We start from the raw sequence: 25988 nt of genomic DNA, 5'->3' as shown, positions 1-25988 counted from the left end.
GATCAGGTCAGGCGGGCCACCCGGCCCAGTCCAGCAGCGCCCCGCCCATGACGCGTTCGCGATCGCGTCCGGTCAGGAAGGGAAGGGAGTGCGTGAAGTGCTCCACGCACTCGCGGTAGGTGCACGGCAGCCGGGTGAGGTCCGAGCCCCAGAACATCCGGTCGGGGCCGAAGGCGTCGAAAACCCGGTGCACCGCGGCCGTCAGGTCCGCGAAGGGGTAGGGCCGGGCCGAAGCGGCCGGCAGGCAGGTGGCCTTGACCGCCACGTTGGGCAGGTCGGCCAGGGCGAGCAGGTCGTCGAGTTCGGCGAAGGCGGCGGGGCCGGTCACGTTCACCGGCAGCGCCAGGTGGTCGACGGCCAGGCGCAGGTCCGGGTGCCGCTCGGCGACCGCGCCGAGCGCGCGCAGGCCCCCCGGGGGATACAGCGCGACCGGCAGGCCCGCGCGGGCCAGTGCCGGCCATAACCAGTCGAGCCGGCCCGCCTTGAGCTGGTCGGACAGCGGCGGCCGATGGAAGGTGAAGCGCAGTCCGAGCAGGCCGGAGCGCCCGGCGGGGCCCCGGTCGGCGGACTGCTCCGCTAACCAGGCCAGGGCGGCCGGCGGATCGGCGAGCGACAGCCGGCCCATCACCGAGAAGCGGTCCGGATACCGCCGGGCCGCGCCGAGGGCGAGGTCGTTGCGGTCGCCCTCCCAGGAGGGGGGCACCAGCACGGCCCGCTCCACACCCGCGTCGTCCATGGCGACGAGCAGTTCCTCGGCGCCGTAGGGCTCGGCGCGGTGGGCGAGCGCGGACGTGCCGGGCGGCCACGGCCGCCCGGCACTGTCGGCTCCCCACAGGTGCAGTTGGGCATCGACGATCATGACGCCCCGAGCGGCTCGGCCTCCGCGGGCGTACGGCCGGCCGCGAGCCGCTCGACGACCGCGTCGGTGACCGCCGACCGGGGCGCCGCGTGCTCGTAGCCGACCATGTCGTAGGTCAGCGGCCGACCGGCGGCCAGCAGGTTCGCCACCGCCGCTTCGATGAGGTCGCCGGCCCGGGTCGCGTCGGGGTCGGTGTGCTGCGCGCCGAGCCAGCGGGCGGCCTCGGCGGCGCTGAGGACGGCGGCGAGGGGGTTCACCCGGTCGTGCCCGACATGCTTGGGGGCAGAGCCGTGAATGGGTTCGAACATGCCGTGCCTGGTCCCCACGTTGCACCCTACCGAGATGCCCATGCCGCCCTGCAGGGCGGAGGCCAGTTCGGTGACGATGTCGCCGAACATGTTGGTCGTAACCACCACATCATAGTGCTCAGGACGACGCAGCAGCCACTGGGTGAACGCGTCCACCAGGATGGTCTCCCGCTGGACCTCCGGGTACTCGGCGCCGATCTCGTCGAACACCGACACGAACAGCCGGCAGCCGTGCAGGATGTTGTCCTTGACGACGCAGGTCACCCGGCGGGCCTTGTCCTCCGGAGCGCCCTCGCGCCGCATCGCGGTCTCGAAGGCGAGCCGAATCACCCGTTCGGATGAGGCCCGGGTAACGATACGGGTGTCGGTGGCGACCTGGCCCACACCGCCCGGTGCCAGGAGGCCGCCCGAACCGGCGTACAGGTCCTCGGTGTTCTCCCGGATGAAGACCATGTCGACGTTCTCCGGCTCCCACACCTGCTTGTGCGTGCCGGAGATGAGGTGCTGGACGCCGGGGAAGAGCCTGACCGGACGTACGTTGGCGAACAGGTCCAGCTTCAGCCGGTTGCCGACGATCGCCGACCAGCCCGCCATCCGGCCGTCCGCCCGCAGCAGGCTGCCGTGCGCGTCCTCCGAGGCGGGCAGGCCGATGGCGCCGAGCAGGATGGCGTCGGCGTCGGCGCAGCGCTGCTCGCTTCCCTCGGGCCAGTCGCGCCCGTGCTGCCGGTAGTACTCCGCGCCCGCGGGAATCTCCTCGAACGCGAACCGCGTCCCGGTCAGCCGCCCGGCCTCGGTGAGCACCCGGACCGCGTCCGCGGTGACCTCCGCGCCGATACCGTCGCCCGGGAGCAGCACGATGCGGTACGGCTCCCGGCTCACGCTCCCGCCTCCCCGCCGACGGCGACCAGCGAGGTGGCCGGGTCCTCGCCGGGGCCGGCGGTCAGGCCGGCCGGTGCGAGCCAGTCGAAGTCCTGGTAGGTCTGGATGTCCATGCCCTGGGACTCGGCGACGAGTTCCCGCAGCCGGTTGGAGGTGAATCCGCCGATCACGTTCATCGGCGCGTCCCGGTAGTACCGTTCGACCGGGTGGCCGGGGCCGAGCGCCCAGGAGCCGTGGATCTGGACCGCGGCCTGGGTCACCCGGACCGCCGTCTCGGTGGAGGTCGCCTTGAGTATGGCGATCAGTTCGTGCACCGACCGGCCCTCCGCCCGGTGCCAGGAGGTGCGCCAGGCCAGCAGCCGGGCGGCGTCGATCTCGGCCCGCGCCTGGGCGAGTTGCGCCTGTACGCCTTCCATGTGGATCAGCGGGCGGCCGAAGGCGACCTGCTGGGAGGCGTGCCGGACGGTCTCCCGCAGCGCGTTCTCCGCGGTGGCGATCGCGGCCACCGAGATGAACAGCCATCCCCAGGCCATGCCCTGGGCGAACTCCGTGTACGGCACGGGTACGACGTCCTCGCGCCGGATGGGCACGTTCTCGAAGGTCACGCCGCCCCACGGCATTGCCCGCAGACCCATGTGCGGCATGTCGTAGCGGCCCACGCCGGCCTGGCGCAGGTCGACGAAGGCGAAGCACCAGTCGTGGCCGGCCTGCGCGCCGGTCTGCTCGGAGTCGTCGCCGTCGAAGCGGGCCAGCACCACGGCGAGGTCGGCGTTGGGCGCGTTGGTGATGCGCGCCTTCTCACCGTTGATGATGTAGCCGTCGCCCTGCGGCGCCCGCGACACGCGGGTGCGGTAGGTGCCCGCGTCGCTGCCGGAGGTCCGCTCCACCACGGCGAAGCAGCCGACCTGCTCGCCGCTGAGGATCGGGGTGAGGAGCCGCTGGTGCTCGGCGATGTTGCCGTAGGTGCTGATCAGCTTGCCGCACAGCAGCGTCGACATCGTGGCCGACCAGTACGTGCCGGCGCACGCGCGGGCCAGGGTCTCCATCGCCTGCGCCTGGGTGACCCCGTCCACCCCCAGGCCGCCGATCTCCTTGGGGTGGAAGACGCGCAGGTAGCCGCTGTCCACGATGTCCTGCCAGCTCTCGGGTGACAGCCGGCCGGTGGCGTCGGCCTCGGCCGCGCGCACCGCGATCCCGGACTGGAAACGCCGGTCGAGATCCTCCACCAGACCGGCGTCCACGCCGCTGGGCGAGAAGTCCATGCCTGCTCCTTGAGTCATTGTGGGTCCTGGTCGGGTCGTGCCCGGTGAACGTCGTCCACGCCGTCCGGCGCCCGTCCGGCACCGCCCGGCGCCGTCGGTTCTCGTCAGGTGCCGTCAGGTCCGGACGGGTGCCGGACGGGCGCCGCCGTCAGCCGAGGCCGGCCAGCGAGGCGGCGACCGCGGAACGCGCCTGGTCGACGCCGCCGCCCGCGTGCTCCAGCCAGGCGACGTCGCGCGCCGCCTGTTCGGCGACCGGGTCCGGGAACCGGCCGGCCAGGGCGAGCACCTCGGTGGCCGCGTCCACGACCGAGCGCGCGGCGCGGGTGACGAACAGCCGGGAGACCGCCGCGTCCTGCCGCCCGGGGCGGTCCACCGCGTCCAGCTCCCACGCGGCCCGGTACAGCACTCCGGTGCTCAGTTCGAGTTGGGCGCGCATGTCGGCGACGGCGAACCGGACGTTCTGGAACCGGCCGACCGGCCGGCCGAAGAGGCGGCCGTCCAGCGCGGCGGCCAGTGCCCGGTCGGACAGCGCGCGCATGATGCCCAGCCAGGGCGCCAGGACGGCGGTGGCGTCCAGTGCCAGCGCCAGCGGGACCAGTTCGCGGTAGGCGGCGTCGGGCGCCCCCAGCAGGGCCCGCGCGGGGACGGACGCGCCGTCCAGCACGACCCGGTCGAGGCCGTCGGGCGTCTGCTCGAACCGCAGTCCGGGCAGGTCGTGGTCGAGGACGAACGCGGACGCGGTCCCGTCGCCGGTGGCGGCCGTGATCAGCACGTGGTGCGCCTGACGACCGTTCACGACCTGGGACTTGGCGCCGTCGAGCAGCCAACCGCCGTCTTCGGCCGGGCGCGCCGTCACGGCACGGTTGGCGGGCGAGGAGCCGCCCGCCAGCTCGTGCAGCGACAGCGCCCCCACCCACTGTCCGTCGGCGACCCGCGGGAGGTAGCGCTGCCGCTGCTGCCCGGTGCCGAGCTTCCACAGCGGGACGGCGGTCAGCAGCGCGTGGGCGCTGAGTGCCAGCAGGGCGGAGGCGTCGGTGGTGCCCTCGCCGAGGCCCTCCCAGAGGGCGCAGACGTCCGCAATGCCGAGTCCGCGGCCGCCGTCCTGTGCCGGCAGCAGGGCGCCGGCCACCCCCTTGCCGGCGAGTGCCGCGAACACCACCTCGTCGTCGCGGACCGGCCGACCCGCGACGGGCGCGGGCACCAGCTCGGCCAGACTCAGGCCCTCGCTCCTCAACTGCTGCTGCTCTTCGGTCAACGTGAATTCCATGGCGACAGCGGGCTCCTTCGCTGCGGTGCGGACGGTGGACGCGGCCGGGCCCTCCGTCCCCGGGGCGCGAGGCCCCGGGGACGGAAGGCCGTGGTGCCCGAGGGCGTTGTCAGACCTTGACGGGCAGGGCGCGCTGCAGCGAGCTCTCACCGATGTACGTGGCGTCGATGCCCGACTTGTTGAGGTACTCCATCCCGAGGGCGACCCGCTGGACGCGCTTCTCGACGGTGGACTGGGTGACCGGGTCGGACGGGTGGCCCTGGGCGCTGGCGCCCATCTTGAGCATCATCGGCGCGCCGATCTGCACCAGCTCGGGGACCTCGGTGAAGCGGATGAAGCCGCCCTTCTGGCCGTAGACGTCCGTCGGGATGTCCAGGACCAGGCCCGGAGACTGCCTGCGCATCTCCTGGAACACCGGCAGTCCGAGGTCGTGAATGGTGGTGACGCTGTCGGAGCCGTTCTCCTCGTAGATCTTCGAGGTGAAGGGGTTGGACACGATGCAGTGCGAGGACGCCTTGAACTGCGTCTCCGCGGGGATGACGCCCTGGTCGCGCATGGTCTTGAGCATCCGCATGACGCCGAGGTCGTAGGCGATCAGGCCGCGGCAGCCCAGCTCGGTGAGCCGGATCGCCTCGTCCGCCGAGACGGCGAGCGCGTCGTTGTTGTTGACGCGCCGGCCCTGGGAGCCGCCGAAGCCGCCCCGGTAGAAGGCGGCCTTGCGGTCGTACTCAGGACGCGGGCCGAGGGCGAACACCATGCCCACGCCGTTCTCCCGGCAGAGGTCCAGCATGTCGCTGACCTCGCTGTCTGATAAAAGGAAGGCCCCCAGGGTCTCGTTGAAGCGGGTGACGGGAAGCCCTTCGCGTTGGAGCAGTTCGAGCGTCTGCTCCAGGACCTTGAAGGAGTTGATCACCGGGATCTCGACGCCGTACTGGCCGCCGCCCTGGAACTCACTGGTGGAGGCCACGAGCGGGATCTCGTCGCTGTAGGGCAGGTCGCTGCTGCGCAGCCAGTCACGGCCGCGAGATGCGCCGCGAGCAACTTCTGTGGTAGGCAACTCTGTCTCCTTGTGTCCGGGTCGGGGAACCTGAGAGAGCAGCCGAAGACGGCAGGGAAAACTGATGCCCGACAAGGCATCGGCCGACCTTCGATAGAGCGCGTGCAGGCGAAAGCGATTCTCCTGGCGGCAGATGGCGCTCCGCGGTGGTGAAATGCCGTACGCGGATGGTTCGCGGTGAAGTGCGTCGCCGACCGGCGAGACGCGCAGTGCTTGTCCACTGCCCCGGATACGGCCGTCCGGAGCCGGTTGTGCTACGTGCCGCCGGCGCTTTCCGCTACCGTGCAGCCGATTGTCCGCCTGCTCCACTGCAATGGCACGAATCGAACCGTACCGCCTTTTGCGGCGGTCGTAAACGCGCTGTCACGAATAGCGCTTTGGGGCACCTCGTCCTCGCCGTTCCCTCGAAGGGAGCCCAAGTCAACCGCCCGCAACATATACCTGTCAATAGAATGACCTTTTTTGGACACGTTGGGCGCCCCCTTAGCCAACGGATCTGTTGTGAATTCCGGGTCCGCGCGGCCCGATTGCACCGCAGCCGGGGAAGCGGGCCGGGGGTGTCCGCCGCACGTTGCGCCGACCGCCGGCAAGGGCTATCGGGACAGGTCAGGACCGGCTTCGGGGCGCGCGCCCGAAAGCACGCGGGGAACGGGTCGGCACGACCACGCGAGTTGTCCGTAATGTTCCGGCGGTCGACACGCGGTGGCTCGAACCGGATGTATCGGATATCTCCTTGCCCCCGGGTTTCGAAAAGTCACAGGATCCGTGGGATGCCTTTCGGCCACCCGTTCGAGCGGAACGCGGGGAACCGGCCCGCCACCTGCGCTCCACGGAACACCCCCGCGGGTACACCTTGCCCCGCGGCCCGGCCTCCCGCCCGCGGGCGACGTTTCCGGCCGCCTCACCCTCCGCGACGCGGGAGTTCCGGCGGCCGGGTCCGCTGCCCTCGGACCGCCGTCGAAGGCGGCGTCCGCGCCGCCGGAGCTCCCGCGTCGCGGAGCGGAACCCGGCCCGGCGCTGTCGCCCCACCGCCCCGGACCCGAGCACGTCGAAGTCGCCCGCGCCGCCGCGTCACCGTGCGAGCTCTGCGCCGACGAGCAGCCGCTGATTGCCGGCGCCGCCGAGTGCATCGCCGCCTGCACCCGGGAGTAACGCGCCCGTAACGTCGGGGCAACGGCCGTACGTGGTCGCGGCGTGGTTGGTCCAGGAGTAGGAGTCGACCAGCGAACCGTCCGCGGCGAACAGCCGTGCCGAGTCCTCGTCGCCGAGCCCGTACGACGGATCGACGTCCAACGCCAGGAAAGCGCCCGGGGCGATCGACGTGTTCTTGGCGATCTTGTACGAGTGGGAGTCGTCGCTGTCCTTCACGACCCATTTCGACACGTCGACCGCGGCGGTCCCGGTGCTGACCAGCTCGACCCAGTCACCCGGGCTGCCGCCGCTCGACTCGACCTCGTTGATCCGCACCGTCGGCTGGGCTTGGGCCTTGGACTGCGCGGATGCCGGGGCACCGGACAGCCCGAGGGCGAGGAAGGTCAGGGCGACGGCGGTGATCGAAGCTCGTCTACGCCAACGCGTACGCATGGTGGCCGGTCCTCGTTTCAGGGGGGGGCGGGCAGGCGGGGAGCGCGTCACGCTCCCGGCGAAGCTTCCGCCATACCGGCGTCAAGCGGCTGAACACACCGCGAACAGCTGGGCCGGCTCCGCCGCCCGGCCCGGGAACTCCCCCTCCCCGGACCCGCGCCGCACGGCCCGGGGCGGCGTGCCGGTACCGCGTGCGGGGCCCGACCGGGGTTCGCCGGCCGGCCGTTCCCGTCGAACCGGGGCGTCTTCTTCCCCGCCGGCGTCCGCGGTGCGGGCCCCGTGGCGCGTCAGGTGCGGTGGGGGTCGAGGGGGCCGTCGGCGGCGAAGGCCAGTCGGGCGAAGCGTTCGCCGATGCGGTGGTGGGTGGCGGCATCCGGGTGGAGCTGGTCGGGCAGCGGCAGTTCGGCGAAGTCGGCCTGGCCGTAGAGGTCGCGCCCGTCAAGGTAGTGCAGGTTCGGGTCCTCGGCCCGGCGCTGCCCGACGATCCGGGCCAGCTCCTCCCGGATGGTGGTGAGGGTCAGTTTCCCGCTCGCGCGTTCGGCCGGATCGCCCGTGGCCCGGAGCACCAGCTTTCCGGCGCTGAACGCGTCGAGATCGATGGCGCCGGGGCCCGGGGTGTCTTCGTGGATGGGGCACAGGATGGGCGAGACGACCAGCAGCGGCACGGTGGGATGCCCCTCGCGGACGGTGTCGAGGAAGCCGTGGACGGCCGGGCCGAAGGCGCGCATCCGCATCAGGTCGGCGTTGACCAGGTTGATGCCGATCTTGACGCTGATCAGGTCGGCGGGGGTGTCGCGCAGGGTGCGGGCGGTGAACGGGTCAAGCAGGGCGCTGCCGCCCAGCCCCAGGTTGATCAGCTCCACGCCGCCGAGGGCGGCCGCGCGGGCGGGCCAGGTGGTGGTGGGACCGGCGGCGTCGGAGCCGTGGCTGATCGAACTGCCGTGGTGCAGCCACACCTTGCGGCCCCGCTGCGGCGCGGGCCGGACGGGGGCGTCGGTGCGCAGGGCGACGAGCTCGGTGGTCTCGTTGTGCGGCAGCCAGATCTCGACGTCCTTCTCGCCGCCGGGCAGCCCGGTGAAGCTGAGGGTGCCGATCGGACCGGCCGTCAGCTCGGTGGTCCCGGCGGCCATGTCGATGGTCAGGGTGTTGCCGCCGGCCACACTGCCCTGCCCGGCCGGCCGGCCGTCGACGAGCAGGTCGTACACGCCGTCCGGGCGCGGCGGGGCACCGGTGTAGACCCGCTTGGTGGGCCGCGTGTCCAGCTCGACGGCGGTGGCCCGGGTACGGAAGGCGAGCCGTACGCCGGAGGGCTGCGACTCGGCCTGGGCCAGCTGCGGATCGGCGCACTGGGCTCGGGCACGGGCCGGCAGCCGGTGCGGCAGGACGCCGTCCTCGGTGCGTTCGAGTTCGAGGGCGCCGCGCACGAGGTCCGCGGTGATGGGGGTGGTGACGGGCGTGGTGGTCCAGTGGTGTTCGTCGGTGCGCATGGCCTCAACCTGTCGCTCGGCGTCGTGGGACGGCTCGGATACGGGGTGGTGACGGACGCCGGTCAGGGCGCGGGCCAGTTCCGCAGCAGTTCGTCGAGGACGTCCAGCATCCGTGACCAGGTCTCCTGCGCGTCGGGGGCGCTGTGGCTGAAGCCGCCGCCCAACTCCAGGCCGACGAAACCGTGGAAGAAGCTGCCCAGCATCCGGACCGCGTGCGTCTGGTCCGGCTCCGCCAGGTCGTAACCGCGCAGGATCGCCCGCGTCATCTGCGCGTGCCGCCCGCCGGCGCTGGCGGCGGCGACCTGCGGGCCGAGCCGGAACCGGGTCGCGGCGTAGCGGCCGGGGTGCTCGCGGGCGTAGTCGCGGTAGGCGTTGGCGAAGGCGGCCAGGGCGTCCTTCCCGGCCCGCCCGGCCAGCGCGTCGGCGGCCCGGTCGGCGAGTTCCTCCAGGGCCAACAGGGCGATCCCGGTCTTGAGGTCCTGCGAGTTCTCCAGATGCGAGTACAGGCTCGCGACCTTCACGTCGAACCGCCTGGCCACCGCCGAGACGGTCACCTGCTCGAAGCCGACCTCGTCCGCGAGCTCGGCTCCCGCCCGGACCAGCCGCTCCACGGTCAGCCCCGCGCGCGCCGCCATGCCGTCCCCCTCACCCTTGCCTGAATAGATTATGCACACACCTAATCCCTTTAGGCAAAACCCGTGACATCTAGGAAGCTGTCGGCAGGCGATCGGCCGGGGGCGCTCGCGGGGTCCCTGCCGGCAGCGCGGCGGGGGATGAGGGGTGTGGGCCTGCGGTGAGGCGCCTCACCGCAGGCCCACACCCCTCATCCCCCGCCGGCGCCGAAGGCGCCTTCCGCGCACCGCGCACCGCGCACCGCGCACCGCGCACCGCGCACCGCGCACCGCGCACCGCGCACCGCGCACCGCGCACCGCGCACCGGCAGACCGTCGCACCGGTCCCGGCAGGCAGGGCGCACTCCGCGAGAGGCCACATCCGCGGCGCACGGGGTCGCTGGCGGGCGGCGTCCGCGGTGGCGGGCGGTCCGGTGCCGGCGCCCGCGCGGTCCCCGGCCGGACCCGCGGCCCGGAGACCGGCGACGCCGGAGATCAGGCGAGCGCCTCGGCCGGGTCGGTCCGGTCCGCCGGCAGCGGCCGGGCGCGCTCGGCCCACCGCACCGTGGCCGGAACGGCGAGGCCGGTGACGGCGAAGAGCGCGCCGACGACCCACCAGCCGGGCCTTCCCCAGTCGATGCACAGCGATATCAACAGCACCGGTCCGATGGTCGTACCGAGTCCGAGGCCCATCCCGAACAGTCCCTGGTACTGGCCCACCGCGTGGGCCGGGGCGAGCGCGAAGGAGACCTCGAAGCCGCCGGCGGCCTGCCAGATCTCGCCGACCGTGTGGACGGCGACCGCGGCCAGCAGAAGCGCCATCACCAGCCAGGTGGGTGCCCCGGGCAGCAGCGAGATCAGCGCGCAGGAGATCAGGAAGGCCAGCCCGGCGCGCCGGAAGGCGACACCGCCGGCCCGGGGCGTGTCGATACTGCGGCTCGCCCGGACCTGGAACAGCACCACGATCGCGGTGTTCACCAGCATCACCCCGGAGACCGACCAGCGCGGGGCCGAGGTCTCGCCGATCAGCCAGAGCGGCACGGCGGCGGTGAGCACCCGGTACTGGACGGCCATCACACCGTCAAGGACGGTCAGCAGCAGGTACGGGCGGTCGCGCAGCGCGATCCACCGCGGCCCGGTCCCCGCGGGACCGGGCTCCACCGGCGGCATCAGCAGCACCACCCCGGCGCAGGCCGCGGAGGCGACGGCACTGCCGGCGATGAGCAGCAGGTAGGCGCTCTTGCTGTCGACCTGGACACCCCAGCCCGCGAGCAGGGCGCCCACCGAGATGCCGATATTGGTGACGGACCGCAGGTAGGCGCGGTACTCGGCCGGCCGCTCGCCGCCGTACTCCCGGACCAGCGGGCTGCGGGCCGCCGGACCGGCCGCCTGGGCGATACTCCCCAGCGAGGCGAAGACCAGGAAGGTCCAGAATCCGTGGGCCAGGCAGAGCCCGGCCATGGCGGCGGCCCCGAGCAGCAGCGTCACCGCGTAGGTCCCGCGCGCTCCCCGCCGGTCGGCCAGGTGGCCGGCCGGAATCCCCGTAACCAGCGCCACCGCGCCGGCGACGCTCAGGCCGATGCCGACCTGGGCGGCGGGCAGTCGCACGATGCTGGTGAAGTACAGGACGCCCGCGGTCAGATAGACCCCGTAGCCGGTCATGTTGATCAGCGTGGCGACCGCGAGAAGACGGCGTGGACCGCGGTCGGGAAGTAAACTGGGCATGGCTCACCTTACGCGGTAGGGGGTTCGGCGGCACTCCTTTCGCCCCGTGCGACGGGCCCCGGCCGCGGAGCCCTTGCGCGCCGGTCTCCGGGCCCGGTGTCCGGCGGGCCGTGCGCGGCCGGTGCCGTCTCAGACGCGCGAGGTCGGCCGCTCGCCCGGTCCGCCGGCGCGCGGATCCGCGTCGCGCACCGGGTCGGCGGCGGCCGTCGCCGTCCATCGGCACAGCGCCAGACCGGTGTTCATCCCCCCGCCGAAGCCGGCGAGCAGGACCGTGTCGCCCTTCCTGAGGTCCCCGGCCCGGTGCGCGGCGTCCAGGGTGACCGGCACGGATGCGGAGCCTGTGTTGGCGCAGTGCTCCACCGTGAGGTGCAGGGCGGCACGTGGCAGCTTCAGGGCCGGCCAAAGTTCGCGCAGCAGTACGCCGTTGGCCTGGTGCGGGACCAGATGGTCGACCTCGTCGGTGCCGAGTCCGCAGTCCCTCAGCAACTGAGCCACGGCTTCGGGGACTTCGCCGGTGACGAAGTCGCGCACGCCGCGGCCGTCCATCGTGAAGTAGTGCTCACCGTCGCGGACCGTCTGCTCCGAGGGCGGCTTGCGGCTTCCGCCGGCCGGCACGCTGATCAGCCGGTGCCCGTCACCGTGTCCGCGCAGCCGTGTCCCGATGAAGCCGTCCGCTCCGGCGACGGGGCCGACGACCACCGCCCCGGCTCCGTCGCCGAACAGGACCGCGGTCCTGCGGTCGCGGTGGTCGAGGATGCGCGAGTAGATGTCGGCGCCGATCACCAGCGCGTGCCCGTCGCCGCCCCGGGACCGCAGTAGGCCCTCGGCCATGGCGAGAGCGTAGACGAAACCGCTGCACACGGCGTTGACGTCGACGGCGGCGGCCCGTTCGGCCCCTGTCAGGTGCTGCACGATGCTGGCGGTCGCCGGTTGCGGGTGGTCCGGCGTGGAGGTGGCGACCACGATGAGGTCGATGTCGCCCGCGCGGAGGCCGGCGGCCAGCAGCGCCCGGTCCGCGGCGACGGCCGCGAGGTCGGAGGTGGCCTGTTCCGGTGCCGCTCGGCGCCGCTCGCGGATGCCCGTCTTGCGTTCGATCCAGGCGGGGTCCACCCCGGCCTGTTCCGCGATCTCCGCGTTCCGGACCACGCGTTCAGGAAGGTAGGAGCCGGTGCTGAGGATGCCGATGGAATGCATGTCTTCTTCCCTGTTCTAAGGGGTGGACGTTCGGTCGGCGTACTGGTCGGGCGGGACTGGCCGGTCGGGCGCTGCCGCGCCGCCGCGCGGCTTTCACCGCAAAGCAGACATCGGCTCCCCCTCCGTAAATGCAGGGGGTCGTTCCGGTCACCCGTCGAGACGGCCGCGGGTCTGAATTTCAGGTATTGCACATGAGATACACATAGTGCAGGATCCTCGCATATCAGCTCAAATCGCAAAGATTCAGCCAGGGAATCCAAGAGCAGATCGAAGACGAGGACAACTTCTGATGCCAAGATGGCAATCCGGTGCAGCGCTCGTTCCTCACGATTCCGCCCCGGACGAAGCACCCGGGCTGCCCGTACTGCTCCGCGGTTGGCGTGCTCGCGCCGACGCCCCTCTCGGCAAGCCGCTCACCCAGGCCGAGGTCGCGCTCCGGGTCGGCATGAGCGAACGGTGGTACCGCGACCTGGAGCGCGGCGCGGTGCTGCGTCTCGACCCGCGGGTCCTGGGCCTGCTGGCGGACACCCTGGGGCTGGACGCGGACGAGCGCGCCACCTTGTACTTCTACGCCCTGGGCGGCAACCCGTACGCGACGAGCCCGCGCCCGGAGGACGCCGACGGGCGGTCCGCGCTGCAGGGCCTGGTGAATTTCCAGATGCCGCGGCCGGCGTATCTGGCCGACAGCTCCTGGAACATCGCCGGCTACAACCAGGCCATGGCCGAGTGGTTTCCCTGGGTGCGGGAACCGGGAGCCAGCGTCCTCGAATGGGCGCTCACCACCGGGGAGGCGCGCGAGCAGCTGATCGACTGGCCGTGGCACGCACGGATGTACCTGGCCATGATCCGCTACGCGATGGCGCAGCATCCCGACGACTCCAGGCTGGCGGCACTGCTCGACCGGGTGCTGCTCGACCCCGCCTGCCAGGAGCTGTGGCGAGGACGGACGTGTGTGGTGGCCAGCCGGGACGGCCACCGCGCCCGCCTGCGTCTGCCGCATGTCGCCCCCGCGGTCTTCGACGTGGTCTCGCAGGTTCTGATACCTGCCAGATCCCAGAACCTGCGATTAGTCACCATCACCTGATCAATCGAGTACAGGCAGGAACAAGGGTTTCCTCAAGGTGTGCCGACCGGCAAAGATCTGCCGGTCGGCGCACCTGTGCGGTTTTCGCCGCTTTCGGGAGCAGGCAAGTTATTGCCGCTTGACAGCGGGTCACCGGCTTGAAAGTCTCTCGATTCGCCGAACGCTACGTACAGCTCCGACGAGAGAATCCGGAGAACAACGTTGCACGCATCAGCGGAACAGGAAAATCTCATCGCCCGCGGCTCGTACGGCATCATCGGAGCAGCCGCGAAGGCTTTTCCCGGAATCTGTCGGGACGCCGAAAGCACAGCAGTCGGCCGGTTGGCGCGGTGATGGCCGGGACCATGTCAACGAATTCGGGGACCGGAGGAATACGCCGGGTCGGCGTGGTCGGCTCGGGCACGATGGGCGCCGGTATCGCCGAACTCTGCGCCCTGCGCGGACTCGACGTGCGGGTGGCGGTGTCCCGGGAGTCGTCGCTGGCGTCCGCGCCGCGCCGCATCGCGGCGTCACTGGACCGCGGGGTGGCCAAGGGACGGCTGACCGCGGCCGAGCGGGACGCGGCGCTGGACCGCATCCTGGTCGTCGCCGATCCGGCCGACCTGGCCGACCGGGACCTGGTGGTCGAGGCCGTCCGGGAGGACGAGGAGGTCAAGCTCGGGGTGTTCGCGCTGCTGGACAAAGTGGTCGAGCCCGACGCGGTGCTGGCCTCCACCACCTCGGCCGTCTCCATCACCCGGCTGGCGCGGGCCACCGGCCGGCCGGGCCGGGTGATCGGAGTCCACTTCTTCAACCCGGTGGTCAGACTGCCGCTGGTGGAGCTGGTTCCGGCGTTGCTGACGGACGGCGACGTCGAGCGGCGGGTGGCGTCCTTCGTCACCGATGTCCTCGGCAAGCAACCGATCCGCGCCGCCGACCGCAGCGGATTCGTCGTGAACGCCCTGCTGGTCCCCTACCTGTTGTCGGCCGTACGGATGGTCGAGTCAGGTTTCTCCTCGGCCGAAGCCGTCGACCGCGGAATGGAATTGGGGTGCGCCCACCCGATGGGCCCGCTCCGGCTCTGCGACTTCATCGGTCTCGATGTGGTCTCCGCCATCGCCTCCGCCCTGTACGACGAGTTCAAGGAACCGCTCTACGCGCCGCCGCCCCTGCTGTCACGCATGGTCGAGTCCGGAATTCTGGGCCGGAAGTCGGGCCGTGGCTTCTACGCCTACGCGTAGCCCGGCCCCCGCAGATCCGCATCCGTTGAGGAGTTTGGTATGCACTCGTTCATGAACATCAAGAAGTCCGCGGAGATCAGCAGGGAGTTCTGGGATGTCACGGACCGGGCCGGGCTGTTCGACATCGTCGTGGCCGGTCTGGGCGAGGGGCGGCACCGCGCCGTCGCGGACGGCCGCGAATTCGTGAACATGTCGTCGTACTCCTACCTGGGGCTCGACACCCACCCGGCGATCGTCCGGGCCGCGGCCGACGCCGTCCTGGCCGAGGGGGCGCTCAACACCTCCACCTCGCGGATGCGCCTGCGCTTCGGCGCGCTGCGGGACGCGGAGGACGCGCTGTCCGACCTGTTCGACGTGGAGGCGGTGACCGTCAACTCCTGCGCCGCCGCGGCCTGGGCGAGCCTCCCGCTGGTCGCGTCGGGAATATTCACCGACGGCACGCCGCCGCTGATGGTCTTCGACAAGAACGCGCACTTCTGCCTCAACGCGATGAAGCCGAACGTCGCCGACGAGGCGGAGGTCACCACCGTCGGGCACAACGACGTCGAGGCGCTGGAGAAGCTGTGCCGCACCCACCCGCAGGTCGCCTACGTGGCCGACGGCGTCTACAGCACCGGTGGCCAGGCCCCGGTCGCCGAACTGCTGCGGCTGCAGGAGAAGTACGGCCTCTTCCTGTTCTTCGACGAGGCGCACGGCATATCGACCCTCGGGGAGAACGGGCGCGGCCTGGTACTGGAGACCATGGGGCAGATCAACGACAGGACGCTGATCATCACCTCCCTCAACAAGGGCTTCGGCGCGTCCGGAGGCGCCGTCTTCCTGGGTCCCAAGGGGTCCAGGACCCGGCACGACGTCGCGCTGCGCAACGGGGGGCCGCTGATGTGGTCACAGCGCATCAACACGGCCGGGCTCGGCGCGGTGCTGGCGTCGGTCGACCTGCACCGCTCCGCCGAACTCGGCGAGCTCCAGCGGCGGCTCCAGGAGAACATCGACCTGTTCGACAGCCTGGTCGACACCGAGCAGCGGGGCGACGGACTGCCCATCCGGTTCGTGGGCGTCGGCTCGGAGGACGCGACCGTCCGACTGGCTCAGCGGCTGCTGGAGCACGGCTTCTACGCCTCGCCGATCTTCTTCCCCATCATCGGCCGGGGCAAGGCCGGCCTGCGGCTGATGTTCCGGGCGAACATGAGCAAGGGCGAGATCGAGGACTTCGGTTCGCTGCTCAAGGACCTGCGGGACCAGGACGCCTGATTCCCGCCGGCCGGCGCGCGCCACGGGACCGCGCCGCCCGTACGGGGCCGTCGGCGCCCCCACCGCGGTGCGCGGCCCCGATCCGACCGTCCGCCCACTACCGGCAGGGTGTGCCAGGATGCCCCTTCGCTCACAGGTCGACACCTCCTCAGAGATCTTCCGGCACAACGCCGAAGCGTTCGACCACAAGCGCCAGGTCATCGCCGAGGCCAGGACGTCAGCCCTCGGCGGTGGCGGCGAACAGGCCCGTCGGCGCCACGCGGAGCGCGGCAAGCTCCCCGCGCGCGGGCGCGTCCACCAACTGCTCGACCCCGGTACTCCGTTTTTGGAGATCGGGCAGCTCGCCGCGCACGGCGTCTACGACCAGCCGGTCCCCTCGGCGGGGCTGGTCACCGGCGTCGGCGTGGTCGGCGGCCGGCCGGCCATGATCTTCGCCAACGACGCCACGGTCAAGGGCGGGACCTACTTCCCGCTCACCGTCAAGAAGCACGTCCGCGCCCAGGCGATCGCCCGCGAGAACCGGCTGCCGTGCGTCTACCTGGTCGACTCCGGCGGCGTCTACCTCCCGCTGCAGGAGGACCTCTTCCCCGACGAGCACCACCTGGGCCGGATCTTCCGCAACATCGCGGAGATGTCCGCGCTCGGGCTGCCGCAAATCGCCGCCGTCATGGGGTCCTGCACCGCGGGCGCGGCCTACATCCCGGCGATGTGCGACGAGACGGTCATGGTCCGCGGCACCGGCGCGGTCTTCCTCGGCGGCCCGCAGCTGGTGCGCGCCGCCACCGGCGAGGTGGTCGACGCGGAGACCCTCGGCGGCGCCGACCTGCACACCCGGGTCACCGGCGTCGCCGACCACCTGGCCGAGAGCGACGACCACGCCCTGGCGCTGGTCCGCGGGATCGTGGCGCGCAGCAGCGCGCCGGTTGTCGCCTCGCCCCCCGAAAGACCCCGTCCGCCGCTGTTCGACCCCGCGGAACTGCCCGGCATCGTCAGCGCCGGGCTGCGTGAGCACATCCCCGCCCGGGAGATCCTGGCCCGGTTGCTGGACGGCAGCGAACTGACCGAGTACCGCGCCCGGTTCGGTCCCACCATGGTGTGCGGGACCGGGCACGTCGGCGGGTATCCGGTCGGGGTGCTGGTCAACGACGGCGTCCTGTTCTCGGAGAGCGCGCAGAAGGCCGCCAACTTCATCGAGCTGTGCGCCCAGCGCGGCCTGCCGCTGCTGTTCCTGCACAACATCAACGGCTTCATGGTCGGCGCGCAGTACGAGGCCGGCGGCATCACCAAGCACGGGGCGAAACTGGTCAACGCCGTCGCCACCGCCAGGGTGCCCAAGTTCAGCCTGGTGATCGGCGCCAGCTTCGGCGCCGGTAACTTCGCGATGTGCGGCAGAGCCATGGGACCGCGGCTGATGGCCATGTGGCCCAGTGCCAGGTCCACCGTCGTCGGGGGCGAGCAGACCGCGACCGTGATGGCGCTCATCCGCGGCGACCGGCTCCGCAAGGAGGGCCGGACCCTGTCCCCCGAGGAGGAGCGGTCGATCAGAGAGCCCATCGTCGAGAGCTACGAACGCCAGTCGCAGCCGCTGTACTACGCGGCACGGATGTGGGTGGACGCGGTGGTGGACCCGACGGACACCCGTGAGTGGCTGACCCTGTGCCTGGCGCTCGCCGGGTCCGCCCCGGCCGAGGAAACACGCTTCGGCGTGTTCAGGATGTGAGGGAAATGCTCAAGCGTGTCCTGATCGCCAACCGCGGCGAGGTCGCCCGGCGCGTCGCCCGCACCTGCCGGCGGCTCGGCGTGGAGTACGTCGCCGTCCACTCCGACGCCGACCGGTCGGCGGCCCATCTGGAGGGGGCCGTCGGCCGGGTGCGGATCGGCGGGGCGTCCGCCGCCGACAGCTACCTGCGGATCGACGCCGTCGTCGACGCCGCCCTGCGCACCGGCTGCGACGCCGTCCACCCCGGATACGGGTTCCTGTCGGAGAACCCCCGCCTCGCCGAGGCGGTCACCGAAGCGGGTCTGCGCTACGTGGGTCCCGGGGCCGCGACGATCGCGGCCATGGGCGACAAGGCCACCGCCCGCGCGCTGATGGCCGAGGCCGGGGTGCCGGTCCTGCCGGGCTCCGAGCAGGCGACCACGTCCGCCGCGCGGCTGGCGGCGGACGCCCGGCGGATCGGCTACCCGGTGATCCTCAAGCCCGTTGCGGGCGGTGGCGGCAAGGGCATGCGGGTGGTGGACTCCGCGGCCGACCTGGCCGCGGCGGTCGCCGCCGCCGTCCGGCTGGGCCGCAGCAGCTTCGGCGACGGAAGGCTGCTGGTGGAGCGGTACGTCGAGCGCCCGCGCCACATCGAGGTGCAGGTCTTCGGCGACACCCACGGCGAGGTGGTGCACCTGTTCGAGCGGGAGTGCTCCCTCCAGCGCCGCCACCAGAAGATCGTCGAGGAGGCCCCGGCGCCGGGCCTGTCCGGCGCGGTGCGCGAGGCACTGCTCCGGGCGGCGGTACGCGGCGCCCGGGCACTGGGGTACGTGAATGCGGGTACCTTCGAGTTCATCGTCGACGCCGAGGAGCGGTTCTTCTTCCTTGAGGTCAACACCCGGCTCCAGGTGGAGCACCCCGTGACCGAGGCGATCACCGGAGTGGACATCGTGGAGTGGCAGTTGCTGGTGGCCGCCGGGGAGCGCCTGCCGCTGGCCCAGGACGAGATCACCGCGACCGGACACGCCATGGAGTGCCGGGTCTACGCCGAGGACCCGCTGGCCGGGTTCCGGCCGGCCCCCGGACGCGCCGAGGCCGTCGTGTGGCCGCGGGACGTCCGGGTCGAGGCGGCCTTCGACACCGCCGGGGACGTACCGCCCTTCTACGACCCCATGATCGCCAAACTGGTGGCCCGCGGCCACGACAGGCCACAGGCGCTGCGGCGGCTGTCCGACGCGGTGCGCCACACCTCCGTCCTGGGTCTGACCACCAACCTGGGCTTCCTGGCCGACCTCCTGCGGGAGCCGCGCGTGGTCGCCGGCCGGACGGACACCCATCTGGTCGACGGGCTCGTCGCCCGCGCCCCGCGCCGGGACCACACCGCGCGGGCCGTGGCCTGCGCGGCGGCGATGGAGATCCCGGCCGACGGCGGCGCGCCCTCCCCGTGGACCGGCGGCGTCGGCCCGCTCGATCGCCGGGACCTGGATCCGGACGCGCCCTTCGGCCGCGTCGTCGCGCGGGCGGACGACCGCGAGTGGACGGCCGCGTTGACGGGCCGCGGCGGCGGCACGGCACAGGTCGAGCTGGACGGCCGGCGGTACGACGTCACGGCGTCCCTGCGCGACGGACTGTTCAGCGGCACCGTCGCGGACGTGCCGTGGGCCGGGCTGCGGACGGCGGACGGTGCGGAACTGGTGGTCGGGGGGTACCGGACGGCGCTGTCCTTCAGGACGTTCGCGGAGGAGTCCTCCAGCGCCGCGGACGGCACCGTCACCTCGGCCATGCCGGGCACCGTCGTCGGGCTGCCCCGAGCCGTCGGGGACACGGTCGAGGCCGGCGACGTCCTGGTGATCATCGAGGCGATGAAGATGGAGACCCGTGTGACGGCGCCGTTCTCCGGTGTCGTCGAGGAGATCACCTGCGTCCTCGACGGCGTGGTCACCGCCGGCCAGTCCCTCGTGGTGCTGTCGCCGGAACCCGGATGACGACCGGTGCCCGCGCCGTACACGCCGTCCCGCGAGGGCGGGACGGCCACCCGGCCGTATCTTCCCTGCGGCCGCCGTCTCCCATGACCACTGCGAAGGGAAACCACCCATGGTCGAACAACCCGCCTCCCCCGCCCTGCTTCTGGTCGGCGGGGCGCGGCCGATACCGTTCAGCCTCGACATGGCCCTCCAGGCCCTGAGCCAGGCGGGATCCCGCGGCATCCGCACCCATGTCACCGCCCCGGCGTCCGCGCTGGCCGCCACACCCGCGGTCGCCGCGGCGGCGCACGAGGTCTCGGCGCTGGGGTTCGCCCCGCCGCGGGAGACCGTCGAGTGGGCCGCGCGGCGGGCCGCCGACGGCGAGGGCTTCGACGCGGTCTACGCGCTCCAGGAGATGGCCCAGGTGGCGGTCGCGGAGACCGCGCGGGCCGTCGGGGCTCCCGGCAACCCGCCCGACGCGGTGCGCCGGGTGCGCACCAAGGACGTCTGCCGCGCCGCACTCGCCGCCGCCGGCTTCCCGCAGCCCGGGTTCCGGCTGTGCGCCGACGCGGCGGAGGCGGCGGCCTACCTGCGGGAGTCCGCGGGCCCGTGGATCGTCAAACCGCGCGACGCGATGGGAAGCACCGGGGTCAGCCAGATCTCCGGCCCCGCCGAGCTGCCGGCCGCCCTCGCGCTGCTGCCCGGCTCGGGGCCCTTCCTGGTCGAGGAGTTCGTCGAGGGACCCGAGTTCAGCGTGGAAGGCGTCTTCCTGGACGGGGTCCCCACGGTGCTGGCGGTCACCGCCAAGGAGAAGACGGCGCCGCCGTTCTTCGTCGAGCTCGGCCACGTGCTGCCCGCCGAACTGCCGCCGGAGCGCCGGGAGGAGATCGAGCGGCAGGTCCGCTCGGCACTGACGACACTGGGCCTGCGGACCGGGGGCTTCCACGTGGAGCTCTGGACGACCCCGGCGGGGATCGTGCTCGGTGAGGTGCACGCCCGGTTCGGGGGCGACTGGATCCACCGGATGCTCGCCCACGCCATCCCCGGGCTCGAGCTGTTCGGCCTCGTCTTCGACGACATGCTGGGGCTCCCGACGAACCGGCCCGCGCTGGAGGCCGTGCGCGGCGCGGCGGTGCGCTACCTGGTCCCACCGCCCGGCCGGCTGCTGGCAGTCGACGGCTGGGACGAGGTACGCGCGCATCCGGCCGTGCTCTACGCCGAGCTGAACGCCGCGCCGGGCGACCGGATCGGGCCGGTCCACAAGTCGGGCGACCGCGTGGGGGTCGTCGTGGTCGGCGCGGACGGCCCCGCCGAGGCCCGCCGACTGGCGCTCGAACTCGCCGAGTCGGTCCGCTTCGTGACCGACGCCGACGCCGGAACCGGAGCTGACGCCGGAACCGGAGCTGACGCCGGAACCGGAGCTGACGCCGAAACCGTACCGGACCGGACGCCCGACGTGGCCGCCGGCCGCTGACCGCACCGGCCCCGCGTACCGGACCCGGCGGCAGCGGGCGCCGGAGCCGGCGGCCGGGCGCGCCCGGCGGTGATCTCCCGGACGCGGGCACGGCCCGTCTCCGGCCGGCCGCACGACACCCGTCAGTGGAACCCGGCGGCCGGGTCGGCCGCCCACGCAGGCCGCTCGGCCGGGAGACCCCCGGCCGAGCGGCCTTTCCGGCCGCCGGACCGGCCGGTCGCCCCGCCCCCTCGGCTTCGCCGCAGGCGAGGGGACGCCGTGGGGCCGACGCGACCTTCAGGCCGGCGTCGGGTCAGATCGTCGGTGTCTCGTCGACGACCTCTTTGTGGGGTTCCACGACGAACTTCCAGCCGTCACTGGGTTCCAGGAAGCGCACTCGGGTGGGGTAGATGTCCAGGGCGCGGCGGTCGCGGTTCTGGCCGCCGGTGCCCTTCCGGCCGCGCACCGGCTCCTCGAAGAGGTCGACCTTGACCTCCGGCACCGCCACGACTTCCTCGCTCCAGCGCTGGACGATCCCCGCGCCGAACGCGTCCCGCGCGGCGGAGTAAAGCGAATCCAGGGATTCCTTGTTCCCGCCGGGAACGAAGAGGGCGAGATTTAGGAGGACACCGGCGGTCTCCAGGACCTCGATTTCCTCACCCGCCGCGTCGGCAATCCAGATCCCTGCCTCCTCCACATTGTCCGGGAGGAGCTGGATTTCGTCACCAAATACCGTCCTTGCCGTGAAGGACCCTCCCTCGAAATTTTTCCCCGGCTTCGTGAGATTGGCCGGAGCATAGCAGTCAAGAGGAAGGTCATCTGTCCCCGCGGACACGAAGATGCTGTCCTGGGGGCCCAACTCCGCGACCTCCTCCGCCGTAAGACGTCGAGCCGCAACCTTCTCGGTATTCACGCCACTCCCTTTTTTAGGCGTCCTGTGAATTGACCACGATTCTATCACGAAGACACCCGGCCAGTTCCCGCTCCGCGTGTCCCCGCGGTTACGCCGGCACCGGTCGGCTCCCGCGCAATTTCGTCAGCGGTTCATGAAACCGGCCGGTACCGTCTCGGCGCTGCCGCAGTATTTTACCCGGGCCACCGGAGAAGTCCGGAATCCGGGGGGAACAGCCAATACGCGGTCCGGCGCATTGCCGATGAAAGCCCTCGCCGCCCAGCGCCGGGCGCCGGCTACCGGCACCTGCCGACGCGCTCGGCGGCCAGGCACGTTCGGACCATCGCCACCCGGATCATCGGACCGCCGATGCCGCACTTGATGACGTAGAAGAGGAAGATGTTGGTCGCGGTGACCGCGAGCGCGTAGACGTAGACGTCGTGCAGGAGCCGCAGGTAGATGAGAATGCCGATGGTCCACACGACCACCGCGTAGAAGAGCGACGTGGGCGCCCACTGGGCGAACGAGGACAGGCCGGTGATCTTGCTGTCGTCGCCGGGGACCGTGCTGAGCCCGAGTTTCCGCGAGCGCGCGATCACGGCGCGGATGAACGCCAGCGCCAGGTAGTTCGCCGCGCACAGCACCGTCTGCCCGAGCGCGGAGTTGATCGGCCACCAACGGGGTTCGATCAGCGTGGCCGCCAGGACCAGCCCGCACGGTACGACGGCCATCATCCGCATCACGGCTTCGGCGGCCAGGGCGAGCCAGCTGGTGGCGCCCGACCGCCGGCCGAGGACCAGTGGCGTCAGGCCGGAGAAGAGCATCTCGTAGTACTTCGGTGCTGCCAGCGCGTAGGAGAACCCGACCAGCCGCTCCGGCAGGTTCGCCTTCCAGTCGGGGAGCCGGTAGTCGCCGTGCCGCCAGGTGTCGACGACGGGCAGACCGGTGGGATCGTGGCTGAGGTGCTGGACCAGTTCCACCAGGCGGTTGCCCCAGGACAGGTCCAGGTCCCGCAGCAGCCAGGTGATGACGACGGAGTTGGTGATCGTCCAGATCACCGCCGCGATGAACGACCAGGCGAGCAGCCAGTGGGTGAACAGCGCGCGGTTCGGGATGTGGTGGGCGCTCTGGCGCCTGCGCATGCGCCACAGCCGCCACTCCCTGCCCGGGTCCCCGGCCAGCGGGCGGAGCAGCTCGCCCAGTGCCCGCCAACCGGACCTGACCCGCAGCTCGGTGCTGCCCCCTTCGGCGGCCCGCACCATCTCCAGCTCCGCCAGGAAGACGCTCTTCAGCCGGCCGAAGGAGAAGTCCGGCCCTGCGGCGGTGTCGAAGATGAGCAGTCGGCGGGCCGGATCGGCGTCTATCAGGTCCTCGATGAAGCGGGCCAGCAGCATGGCCCGCATATAGAAGATGTCCGGTACCACGCTGTCGGTGCTCGTCCGCCCGCAGCCGATGAGGATGAGCAGCTGGCCGAGCGAGTACAGGTCGGCCCGCGCGATCTCGTTGCCGCCGGCCTTGACCTCCGGCGCGATGTACGAGTAGTCGACGCCGGTGGTTCCGGTGATGGTGTGGGTGTAGAGGTAGTTCCGGCCCAGATCGATGAGCTTGAAGGTGCCGTCGCCGTCCGACACGATGATGTTGGACGGCGAGAGGTCCGCGTGCACCCCGGTGAACTGGTCGCGCGAACGGTTGTCCCGTGCGATCCGCTGGAGTTCGTCGAGCGCGTCGAAGAGCAGGACCCCCTTCTCCTCCAGCCGGTCCAGCCGCAGGCGCCTGAAGTCCCCGGCGCCGTTCGCCTCGACGACCGACTCCTCGCGGACCGTCTCCGCGAGGGTCCGGCCCTCGACGAAGTCCATCAGGATCCAGCTGTCGTAACTGGCCCAGACGCGGACCAGGTGCCGGGAGTCGAAGGCCGAGGTGTCGTACCTGGCGGCGTACTCGCGCGTGGCCTGCGCGATGGTCCGGATCTTGGTGAAGGGGTACAGGATCAGCTTCAGCGCGAACTGCGGGCGGGTCCCGTGCACGGACGTCGCGGTGGTGCCGCGCAGGATCACCGAGGTGCTGCCGTGCCGGTGGAAGCGCAGCGCCTCCCGCTGCACGGCCCGCCACTCCGGCTCGGCGGGCCAGGCAGGGTGGCGCCGGCCCGGGAGCGACTGCGGGCTGTAGACGCCGGCGATGGCCTCGGCCACCGCGGCCTCCGCGACCAGCACTCGGCAGGTGCCCTCGCAGTCATGCGTCAGCGCCCGGTCGCCGCCGTCCGGAACGGCCGACGTGTGCGAGTTAGAGCGCTGTGCCTCCGACTCCGCCAGGCTGAGCAGTGTCAGCAGGAACAGACTGGCGAAGCCGAAGAGCCCCGACAGGGCTGCCCGACGATCGTCGCTCTGGGCGGGGTAGCCGAGGCACCAACGGGTCAGGACGTCGATGACGTCCGTTCTGCTGGCGATTCCGAACCGGTCGTCGAACGACCGCTCGTCCACCGGGATGTCCTGGAGCATTCTCCGCCATAATCGGAGCCGTCGGGTCTGGTCCCGGGGGGCTTCCGCCGGCCCGGTGGAAGACAACTCCAGCAGTCGCGCCAACCGCACCACGTGCGGGTCGCTATACCCCGTCAGACCGTTCAACTCGGCGAGCAGCAGATCGAGCGTCGCGCTGCGGTTTTCCATGGGTCGTGTCCACCATCATCAATCTCGGCATGGCACGAACGCCTCCCTGGCGGATCAGCTCGGGGGACCTGCCCTCGGTGGCGCAGAAGGCTATCTCGTAGGCCGTCCGCGCGTTTTCGAGGAGCCGGTGGTGATCGATGTCGTGCCGCTTGAGTTCCGTCATCCACGGCAGCGGCGCGAGATCGAGCACATAGGGAGCGTCGGGACTGGGGGCGGTGCGCATTGCGTGCAGCCAGTCCTGGTCCCGGTGCTTCTGGCGAATCGCCGCCAGGTAGCCGCTGCCGAGGCCGCGGCGCAGGCGTTCGAGATAGAGGTAGGTGTAGCGGTGCAGCGGCGACAACCCGCTGCTCCCCGGCCTCATCGGCCGCGTACTGAGGGAGAGGACGTGCGTGCAGCCGTCGTTGACCGCCAGCCGGAACGGCAGGGCGGTGAGCACCCCGCCGTCCAGGGCCCGGCGCCCGTCGGCCATGGTGAACGTACCGGGCACGGCGATGGGTAGCCAGGCGGAGGCGCGCAGCGCGGCCTTGAGGTCGTCGCGCGAGGAGAAGTCCCGCAGTACCACGGTCTCCACGGCGTCGACATCGGTGATCGGAGTGACCAATGGAATGTCGGAACTGAGGACCGCGTCGTAGTCGAGGGGCTTGAGCAGTTCCATGACGTATTCGAAGGCGTAGTCGAGATCGAGGATCGGCAGTCGGCGCAGTGCCCGGCCGAAGTCCACGAACTTCTTGGTCGTCAGATCGTCGTAGTAGATCGACAGCGGATACCAGGTCTCCCCGGCAAGGAAGTACGCGCCGTTGATTCCCCCGGAGGAGCATCCGTAGACGATGTCGAAGGCGTTCTTGAAGCCGTAGTCCTCGAGTTGGGTCAGCATGGCCGCGGAGATCACGCCGCGCATACCGCCGCCTTCGACGGCAAGGGCCACGGTTGCACCGTCGGTACGCTGTCCCGGTAAGCTTCCCTCATCCCGGCGGGCGCGGAGAATCTCCAGGACGGGATGTGCAGGGTCCCAGTGCTCCCGCGTGTTCTGGGCATCGCCGGTCTGCATGACCCCCCATAGGCTCGGGCTCCGCGAAACGCGGTAACTCTTTATCGCGACACCCTGACAGAAGCAGCTCGCCCGCGCCACCCGTTTCCACGTACGGGGGACGCCCGTCATCCGCGGCGGACACAGGGCGCCACCGGGCCGGAAAGGCGCGCGGAGGGCCGGCGCCCACGGCGTACGCCTTTCCGCGAAAAACCGGGACGGCGGCCGTCGTCGCGGCGCACGGCCCCTCCGGCAGAAAGACGGCGCCGCGTCGTCCCTGCCGGACGTGCTCCCCATCGCTCCGACCTTTCCGGGCCGGCGGGACGGGCGCCGTCCGGCCGCTCCGATGCCCCGATCGGCCTTCCGCGTCCCGGCGGCAAAGGGGCGCAAGGGCGGTCCGCGCCCTTGGGCACAAGCACCGCGGCCCGTGCCGGGGCCTGCCGTCACCGCGGCCCGAGACGGTCCGAACCGCCCACCTCCGAGGCCCCCTTCCTCTCAAACA

At 71.7% G+C, this 25988-nt stretch carries 19 protein-coding genes; 6 read left to right on the top strand and 13 right to left on the bottom strand.

From position 1 onward, the window contains the following. Positions 1-7: 7 nt before the first annotated feature. The 10 genes from RLT57_RS26860 to RLT57_RS26815 all read right to left on the bottom strand — a co-directional run bounded on the left by RLT57_RS26860 (position 8) and on the right by RLT57_RS26815 (position 12233). On the bottom strand, positions 8-859 hold the full coding sequence (locus tag RLT57_RS26860; RefSeq protein WP_311299823.1) for an amidohydrolase family protein: 852 nt from the start codon (positions 857-859) through the stop codon (positions 8-10). Beyond that, a complete protein-coding gene (locus RLT57_RS26855) occupies positions 856-2046 on the bottom strand; it encodes an isocitrate/isopropylmalate dehydrogenase family protein (RefSeq protein ID WP_311299822.1) in 1191 nt (396 codons plus the stop codon). The genes RLT57_RS26860 and RLT57_RS26855 overlap by 4 nt, the downstream gene beginning before the upstream one ends. After that, on the bottom strand, positions 2043-3308 hold the full coding sequence (locus tag RLT57_RS26850; RefSeq protein WP_311299821.1) for an acyl-CoA dehydrogenase family protein: 1266 nt from the start codon (positions 3306-3308) through the stop codon (positions 2043-2045). Before RLT57_RS26850 ends, RLT57_RS26855 begins: the two co-directional genes overlap by 4 nt. 148 nt (positions 3309-3456) lie before the next feature. After that, positions 3457-4575 carry an acyl-CoA dehydrogenase family protein gene (locus RLT57_RS26845; RefSeq protein ID WP_311299820.1) on the bottom strand — a complete coding sequence of 373 codons (1119 nt, stop codon included), beginning with the start codon at positions 4573-4575 and terminating at the stop codon, positions 3457-3459. Between the two features lie 109 nt (positions 4576-4684). Continuing rightward, entirely contained in the window at positions 4685-5632 is a 948-nt protein-coding gene (locus tag RLT57_RS26840) for a hypothetical protein (RefSeq protein ID WP_311299819.1), read from the bottom strand. 1071 nt (positions 5633-6703) lie between these two features. Continuing rightward, the gene (locus tag RLT57_RS26835; protein ID WP_311299818.1) at positions 6704-7216 is read right to left on the bottom strand and encodes a lamin tail domain-containing protein; all 513 of its coding nucleotides are present in this window, start codon (positions 7214-7216) and stop codon (positions 6704-6706) included. A 287-nt stretch (positions 7217-7503) separates the two neighbouring features. Then, a complete protein-coding gene (locus RLT57_RS26830; RefSeq protein ID WP_311299817.1) occupies positions 7504-8703 on the bottom strand; it encodes a GDSL-type esterase/lipase family protein in 1200 nt (399 codons plus the stop codon). 62 nt (positions 8704-8765) lie between these two features. Further along, positions 8766-9338 (bottom strand): TetR/AcrR family transcriptional regulator, encoded by a 573-nt coding sequence (locus tag RLT57_RS26825; RefSeq protein WP_311299816.1) that lies wholly within the window; start codon positions 9336-9338, stop codon positions 8766-8768. Between the two features lie 471 nt (positions 9339-9809). Next, the gene (locus RLT57_RS26820) at positions 9810-11039 is read right to left on the bottom strand and encodes an MFS transporter (RefSeq protein ID WP_311299815.1); all 1230 of its coding nucleotides are present in this window, start codon (positions 11037-11039) and stop codon (positions 9810-9812) included. A gap of 129 nt (positions 11040-11168) precedes the next feature. After that, entirely contained in the window at positions 11169-12233 is a 1065-nt protein-coding gene (locus RLT57_RS26815) for a 3-oxoacyl-ACP synthase III family protein (protein ID WP_311299814.1), read from the bottom strand. A 289-nt stretch (positions 12234-12522) separates the two neighbouring features. Here RLT57_RS26815 and RLT57_RS26810 point away from each other — a divergent pair, with 289 nt between their 5' ends. The 6 genes from RLT57_RS26810 (at position 12523) to RLT57_RS26785 (ending at position 20925) form a co-directional block, all read left to right on the top strand. Then, positions 12523-13317 carry a helix-turn-helix transcriptional regulator gene (locus RLT57_RS26810; protein WP_311299813.1) on the top strand — a complete coding sequence of 265 codons (795 nt, stop codon included), beginning with the start codon at positions 12523-12525 and terminating at the stop codon, positions 13315-13317. 344 nt (positions 13318-13661) lie between these two features. Next, entirely contained in the window at positions 13662-14537 is an 876-nt protein-coding gene (locus RLT57_RS26805; RefSeq protein ID WP_311299812.1) for a 3-hydroxybutyryl-CoA dehydrogenase, read from the top strand. A 39-nt stretch (positions 14538-14576) separates the two neighbouring features. Further along, positions 14577-15788 carry an aminotransferase class I/II-fold pyridoxal phosphate-dependent enzyme gene (locus tag RLT57_RS26800; protein WP_311299811.1) on the top strand — a complete coding sequence of 404 codons (1212 nt, stop codon included), beginning with the start codon at positions 14577-14579 and terminating at the stop codon, positions 15786-15788. Positions 15789-15906: 118 nt separating this feature from the next. Further along, on the top strand, positions 15907-17508 hold the full coding sequence (locus tag RLT57_RS26795; protein ID WP_311299810.1) for a carboxyl transferase domain-containing protein: 1602 nt from the start codon (positions 15907-15909) through the stop codon (positions 17506-17508). A gap of 5 nt (positions 17509-17513) precedes the next feature. Further along, complete coding sequence (locus tag RLT57_RS26790) at positions 17514-19472, top strand: biotin carboxylase N-terminal domain-containing protein (protein ID WP_311299809.1); 1959 nt, start codon at positions 17514-17516, stop codon at positions 19470-19472. Between the two features lie 109 nt (positions 19473-19581). After that, positions 19582-20925: an ATP-grasp domain-containing protein gene (locus tag RLT57_RS26785; protein WP_311299808.1), complete on the top strand. Its 1344-nt coding sequence runs from the start codon at positions 19582-19584 to the stop codon at positions 20923-20925. A 292-nt stretch (positions 20926-21217) separates the two neighbouring features. Here RLT57_RS26785 and RLT57_RS26780 read toward each other — a convergent pair whose 3' ends face one another. The 3 genes from RLT57_RS26780 to RLT57_RS26770 all read right to left on the bottom strand — a co-directional run bounded on the left by RLT57_RS26780 (position 21218) and on the right by RLT57_RS26770 (position 25507). Beyond that, positions 21218-21817 (bottom strand): hypothetical protein, encoded by a 600-nt coding sequence (locus RLT57_RS26780; RefSeq protein WP_311299807.1) that lies wholly within the window; start codon positions 21815-21817, stop codon positions 21218-21220. 275 nt (positions 21818-22092) lie between these two features. Then, on the bottom strand, positions 22093-24459 hold the full coding sequence (locus RLT57_RS26775; protein WP_311299806.1) for a hypothetical protein: 2367 nt from the start codon (positions 24457-24459) through the stop codon (positions 22093-22095). Continuing rightward, a complete protein-coding gene (locus tag RLT57_RS26770) occupies positions 24395-25507 on the bottom strand; it encodes a patatin-like phospholipase family protein (RefSeq protein WP_311299805.1) in 1113 nt (370 codons plus the stop codon). Before RLT57_RS26770 ends, RLT57_RS26775 begins: the two co-directional genes overlap by 65 nt. Between the last annotated feature and the right edge of the window lie 481 nt (positions 25508-25988).

It is taken from the genome of Streptomyces sp. ITFR-21 (assembly GCF_031844685.1).
In the GTDB taxonomy this organism is placed as follows: Bacteria; Actinomycetota; Actinomycetes; order Streptomycetales; family Streptomycetaceae; genus Actinacidiphila.
The sequence above is the reverse complement of the archived record's forward strand: the minus strand, read 5'-3'. Positions and strand labels throughout refer to the sequence as shown.